This window comes from Roseisolibacter sp. H3M3-2, assembly GCF_029211165.1.
GTDB lineage: Bacteria > Gemmatimonadota > Gemmatimonadetes > Gemmatimonadales > Gemmatimonadaceae > Roseisolibacter.
The window spans coordinates 1-5,751 of the sequence record NZ_JARGEK010000316.1; the positions used below are offsets into that span (position 1 = coordinate 1).

4 protein-coding genes are annotated in these 5,751 nt (G+C 74.4%); all 4 read right to left on the reverse strand.

Features of this window, described 5'->3' with window-relative positions:
* Positions 1–196: 196 nt before the first annotated feature.
* Positions 197–1,693 (reverse strand): hypothetical protein, encoded by a 1,497-nt coding sequence (locus PYV61_RS19865; protein WP_275834875.1) that lies wholly within the window; start codon positions 1,691–1,693, stop codon positions 197–199.
* Entirely contained in the window at positions 1,690–3,042 is a 1,353-nt protein-coding gene (locus tag PYV61_RS19870) for a glycine--tRNA ligase (RefSeq protein ID WP_275834877.1), read from the reverse strand. Before PYV61_RS19870 ends, PYV61_RS19865 begins: the two co-directional genes overlap by 4 nt.
* 136 nt (positions 3,043–3,178) lie before the next feature.
* Entirely contained in the window at positions 3,179–4,195 is a 1,017-nt protein-coding gene (locus tag PYV61_RS19875; RefSeq protein ID WP_275834880.1) for a YpdA family putative bacillithiol disulfide reductase, read from the reverse strand.
* Positions 4,196–4,289: 94 nt separating this feature from the next.
* A complete protein-coding gene (locus tag PYV61_RS19880) occupies positions 4,290–5,576 on the reverse strand; it encodes an adenylosuccinate synthase (protein WP_275834882.1) in 1,287 nt (428 codons plus the stop codon).
* Between the last annotated feature and the right edge of the window lie 175 nt (positions 5,577–5,751).

Genomic DNA, 5,751 nt, shown 5'->3' on the forward strand with positions numbered 1-5,751 from the left:
CGCCGGCGCGCCCGCGCGCGGCCCGTCGCGCTCCGCGGGGCGCTCCGGGTCGAGCAGCGCCGCCGCGCCCCCCACCGCCGAGGTCCTGCCGATCGGTCCCGCCATGTGCCCCTCCCGGTTCGGCGCCCGCCGCCCCTCGCGGTCGTACGCGCCCGTCGGCGAGTCTCGGCACGCCCCCTCCGGGACTTGAGCGGGCTCAGGCCAGCGTCGCCTCGAGCCCCCGCACCAGCGGGTCGAACGACAGCCCGCCGGCGTCCACGCGCCGGGCCAGCCCCTCGGCGTCGAGCGCCTGCCCCTCGGCCATCAGCGTCCCGACCAGCCAAGGCCCCGCGCGCGGGTTCCGCCACCAGTCCTCGTCGTACCGCTCGCGCAGCGCCCCTGCCAGCAGCGCCTGCAGCTGCCAGGCGCGCAGGTAGCGCACGACGTACAGGCGCGGGTCCACGTCCACGAACGCGTCCGCCCGGTCGTGCCGCACGCCCGTCGCGTCCTCCATCAGCTCGACGTACGCGTCCGGCGCCGCGTCGAGCGGGAGGCCTCCGTGCAGCAGCAGCTCGTAGCGCAGCTTCCCCGCGTAGCGGCGCAGCAGGTACAGCTCCTGGAACGCCGCCAGCCGCCGCCACTCGGCGGTCCGCGCCGCGTCGAGCTCCGAGTACCGGCGCAGCCACCCGGCGTCGAGCACCAGGTGGTCGAGCAGCATCGCGTACCCCTCGGTCACCGAGTGGTCGCCCGCCCACCGCGCCTCGAACGGCAGGCCGCGCCCGGCGTTCGCGAAGTGCAGCGCGTGCCCGACCTCGTGCAGCAGCGTGCGCCAGTCCTGCGCCCCGCCCATCGGCCGCAGCACGAGATGCACCTCGTCGGGGACGCGCACCGGGGCGCAGAACGCGCGCGCCCGCTTGCCCGGCCGCTCCCCCACGTCGTAGCGCACGCGCCCGCCGGCGTCGGGGTCCACGCCCATCGCCGCGAGCTGCGTCCGCACCGTCGCCAGCATCCCGCCCGGCGGGAAGCCGACGTCGAACTCCGGGGCGCGGAACAGCGCGGGCACGTCGGCGCGCGTCGGCGCGTCGATCCCGGCGCCGAGCCGGCGCCGCACGAAGGCCGGGCGCACGTCGTCCCACATCCCCTGCGTGTCGCGCAGCAGCGCCTCGGCGGCCGCGCCGAGCGCGCGCGCGTCGATCCCGCTGGTGCGCGCGAACGCGTCGAGGTAGTCGTCGCCCATCCCGAGCGACGCCGTGGCCTCGTGCTCTTGCGACGCGCGCTCGCGGCGCAGCGGCGCCAGCTCCGCGCCGACCAGCGCCGCCCGCGCCGACTCCAGCTGCAGCCGCGTGCCGCGGTCGGCGGCGTTGGCCATCACGATCGGCACGCGCGCGTACTCCACGCGCCCGCCGTCGGGGAGCGCGACCGTCGCGCGCCGCTCCCACGCCAGCTCCCCGTCGTCGTGCGGCGCCAGCGCGCGCGCCACGCGCGTCTCCGCCACCCACTCGGCCAGCGCGCGCGCCGGCGCGCCGCGCACGGCGAGCAGCTCGCGCGCCTGCGGCAGCGCCTCGGGGCCGTACGCCGCCGCGTGCCGCGCGTAGAGGGCGGCCAGCGGCGCGTCGGCGGCGTGCCCGGCGTGCGCGCGCCACAGCGCGCGCGACACCTCCTCGCTCAGCGCCTCCGCCGCCGACCGCAGGCGGTCGAGCGGGGCGCCGGTCACCCCTCGAGCTTCTCGGCCAGGAACGCGCCCACCCGGTCGGCCGCCACGCGCTCCTGCGTCAGCGTGTCGCGGTCGCGCACCGTCACCGTCCCGTCCTGCAGCGTCTGCCCGTCGACCGTGAGGCAGAACGGCGTCCCGACCTCGTCCTGCCGGCGGTAGCGGCGCCCGATCGCCCCCGCCTCGTCGTAGAACACCGGGAAGCGCTTGCGCAGCTCGTGCCCGAGCTTCTCGGCGTACTCCGGCATCCCGTCCTTCTTGACCAGCGGGAAGATGCCGGCCTTGATCGGCGCGATCGCCGGGTGCAGCCCGAGCACCACGCGCCCCTCGGCCTCGCCCGCGACCTCCTCCTCGCGGTACGCGTTGGCCAGCGCGGCCAGCGTCACGCGGTCGGCGCCCACCGACGTCTCGATCACGTACGGCACGAAGCGGCGGTTGTTCGGCTGGTCGTAGTACTCGAGCTTCTTCCCCGAGTACTCCTGGTGCCGCCCCAGGTCGAAGTCCGAGCGGTGGTGCACCCCCTCGATCTCCTGGAACCCGAGCGTGCCGCCGAAGTCGAACTCGATGTCGAACGCCGCCTTCGCGTAGTGCGCCAGCTCGGTCGGCCCGTGCGCGTGGAAGTTCAGCCGGTCGCGCTGCAGCCCGAGGTCGAGGTGCCACTGCATGCGCTGCTCCTTCCAGTACTCGAACCACTGCATGTGGTCCGCGTTCGGGTCGACGAAGAACTGCATCTCCATCTGCTCGAACTCGCGCGTGCGGAACGTGAAGTTCCCCGGCGTGATCTCGTTGCGGAACGCCTTGCCGATCTGCGCGATGCCGAACGGCACCTTCTGGCGCGTCGACTGCTGCACGTTCAGGAAGTTCACGAAGATCCCCTGCGCCGTCTCGGGGCGCAGGTAGACGACGCTCGCCGAGTCCTCGAGCGCGCCCATGAACGTCTTGAACATCAGGTTGAACTGGCGCGGCTCGGTGAGCTGGCACTGCTCCGCCTCGCCCGGCTTCTTCGACGGCTTCTGCGGGCAGCGCGCGTCCTGCAGCTTGTCGGCGCGGAAGCGCCCCTTGCACACCTTGCAGTCGACCAGCGGGTCGACGAACCCGGCGACGTGGCCGCTCGCCTCCCACACGCGCGGGTGCATCAGGATCGCGGCGTCGATCCCCTCGACGTCGTCGCGCATGCGCACCAGCGCGTGCCACCAGCGGTCCTTGATGTTCTTCTTCAGCTCCACGCCCAGCGGGCCGTAGTCCCACACCGACCCGGTCCCGCCGTAGATCTCGGAGGACTGGAAGATGAAGCCGCGCCGCTTCGCGAGCGACACGAGCTTGTCCATCACGTCGGGCTGGGAGCTGGGCATGGGACGGCCTGGGTTCGGTGTGGGACGGGAATTCTAGCGGCTCCGGACGCCACACGGGGGGCCGCCGGAGGCTGCGGGCTGCGGGCTGCGGGTTTCGAATCCGCGGCCCGCAGCCCGCAGCCCGTAGCGCCGCCCTTCACGAGTCCGGATCCTCGCTGACCACCGCCTCCCCCACGTTGCCCGAGCCGGTCAGGTGCGCCACGATCCGGTCCCCGTGGAACCGCCCGTTCTCGATGAAGACCTGGTTCGCGTCGTAGCCCGCCACCAGCACCCCCACCATGTAGATCCCCCGCACGTTCGTCTCGAACGTCGCCGGGTCGTGCGCCGGGATCCCGGTCGTCGGGTCGACCCGCACCCCGCTCGCGGCCAGCAGCGACGTGTCGGGGGCGAAGCCGGTCAGCAGGTACGCGTGGTCGGCGGGAAGCGCGCGCGCGCCGTCGGGCGTCCGCACCACGACCGCGTCGGGGCGGATCTCCGCCACCCGCGCGTTCCAGCACGCCGCGATGCTCCCCTCGGCGATCCGGTTGTCCACGTCGGGGCGCACCCACGGCTTGATCTTCTTGTCCCACGTCGGCCCGAAGTGCACGAGCGTCACCCGCGCCCCGGTGCGGTACAGGTCCAGCGCCGCCTCGGCCGCCGAGTTGCCCCCGCCGACGACGACCACGTCCTGGTCGAACGCCTCGTGCGCCTCGCGGTAGACGTGGCGGACGTGCGGGAGGTCCTCCCCCGGCACGCCGAGCAGGTTGGGCGTCCCGAAGTAGCCCGTCGCGACGACCACCGCGCGGCAGCGCGTCGCCCTCTCCTCGCCCGAGCGCCGCGCGGTGCGCACGACCAGCTGCGGCGCCGTCCCCTCGATCGCCGTCACGGCCTCGTACTGCCGCACGGGGATGCCGAAGTGCCGCACGACCCCGCGGTAGTACGCCAGCGCGTCGCGCCGCGTCGGCTTCGTGTCCGCCAGCAGGAACGGCAGCCCGCCGATCGACAGCTTCTCGGCCGTCGAGAAGAAGGTCGCGTACAGCGGGTACTCCACGATCGTGCCGCACACCGGCCCGCGGTCGAACACCTGCACCGTGAGCCCCGCCCGCATCGCGGAGACGGCCGCCGCCAGCCCGCACGGCCCGGCGCCGACGATCACGACGTCCACGTAGTCCATCACGCCCCTCCTCGACGCTCGACGCTCCACGCTCGACGCTCGGCCCCGCGTGCTCCGCCGAGCGTCGAGCGTGGAGCGTCGAGCGTTCGCGGCGTCAGCTCCCCACGCCGATGATCTGGTCCCGCCGCGTCCCCACGCTCACGTACGCGATCGGCGCCTCCACCAGCTCCTGGATCCGGTCCAGGTAGCGCCGCGCGTTGTCCGGCAGGTCCGACAGCTTCCGCGCCGCGCCGGTGTCCGACCGCCACCCCTCGAACCACTCGTAGCGCGGCACCGCGCGGTCGAGCATCGACAGGTCGCCCGGGAACTCGGTGAACAGCTCCCCGTCCACCTCGTACCCCGTGCACAGCGCCACCCGCTCCAGCGTGTCGAGCACGTCGAGCTTCGTCATCGCCAGCCCGGTCAGCCCGTTCACGCGCGTCGCGTAGCGCACCACTACCGCGTCGAACCACCCGCAGCGGCGCGCGCGCCCGGTCGTCGCGCCGAACTCGTTGCCGAGGCGGCGCACCTCCTCGCCCAGCGCGCCGGCGATCTCCGTCGGCAGCGGGCCGTTCCCGACGCGCGTCGTGTACGCCTTCACCACGCCGAGCACCGCGTCGATCGCCGTCGGCGCGATCCCCACGCCGATCGCGGCGCCGCCCGACGTCGTGCTGCTCGACGTCACGAAGGGGTACGTGCCGTGGTCGACGTCGAGCAGCGACCCCTGCGCCCCCTCCAGCAGCACCGCCGCGCCGTTCTTCTGCGCGCGGTGGACGCACAGCCCCACGTCCTCGGCCAGCGGCAGCAGCCGCGGCGCCAGCCGCTCCAGCAGCGCCATCGTCTCGCCCACGTCCACGCGCTTCGGCGACCCGAACGTCGACAGCTGCGCGTTCGCGTGCGCGGCGCCGCGCTCCAGCAGCTCGCGCAGCCGCTCCGGGTGCCGCAGGTCGAGGACGCGCACGCCGCGGCGCGCGATCTTGTCCTCGTACGCCGGCCCGATCCCGCGCCCCGTCGTCCCGATCGCCTTGCTGGCCGCGCTCTCGGCGTCCACCAGCTTGTGGTACGGCAGCACGAGGTGCGCGCGCTCGCTGACGTACAGGCGCCCCTCCACGTCGATCCCGTCCGAGACCAGCTCGTCGATCTCGTGGAAGAGCGTGTCGGGGTCGAGCACCACGCCGTTCCCGATCGCGCACCGCACGCCCGGGTGCAGGATCCCGCTCGGGATCTGGTGCAGCACGAACGACACCTCGCCGATGTGCACCGTGTGCCCGGCGTTGGCGCCGCCCTGGTAGCGCACCACCCAGTCGGCCTGCTCCGCGAGCACGTCGACCAGCTTGCCCTTGCCCTCGTCGCCCCACTGGGCGCCGACCACCACCAGCGTGCGCGTCTGCGTGTCGAACATGTCGCCGGGAGCGCGCGCCGGGGGGGCGCCGCGCGGTCAGGGAACGGCCCGCCGCGCCGCGTCGCGCGGCGGGCGGGCACGAAAAACGCCCCGGGGCACCCGGGGCGTGGGCGCAATCTAGGCCCGCGGCCCGGCCGTCGGTAGCGCCGCGGGTGGCGCGACCCGCTCGCGCGCC

Bases quoted from the DNA above. Each gene is read 5' to 3' on its own strand.
- PYV61_RS19870 (WP_275834877.1), bottom strand. From the start codon at position 3,042: ATGCCCAGCTCCCAGCCCGACGTGATGGACAAGCTCGTGTCGCTCGCG.
- PYV61_RS19875 (WP_275834880.1), bottom strand. From the start codon at position 4,195: ATGGACTACGTGGACGTCGTGATCGTCGGCGCCGGGCCGTGCGGGCTG.
- PYV61_RS19880 (WP_275834882.1), bottom strand. From the start codon at position 5,576: ATGTTCGACACGCAGACGCGCACGCTGGTGGTGGTCGGCGCCCAGTGG.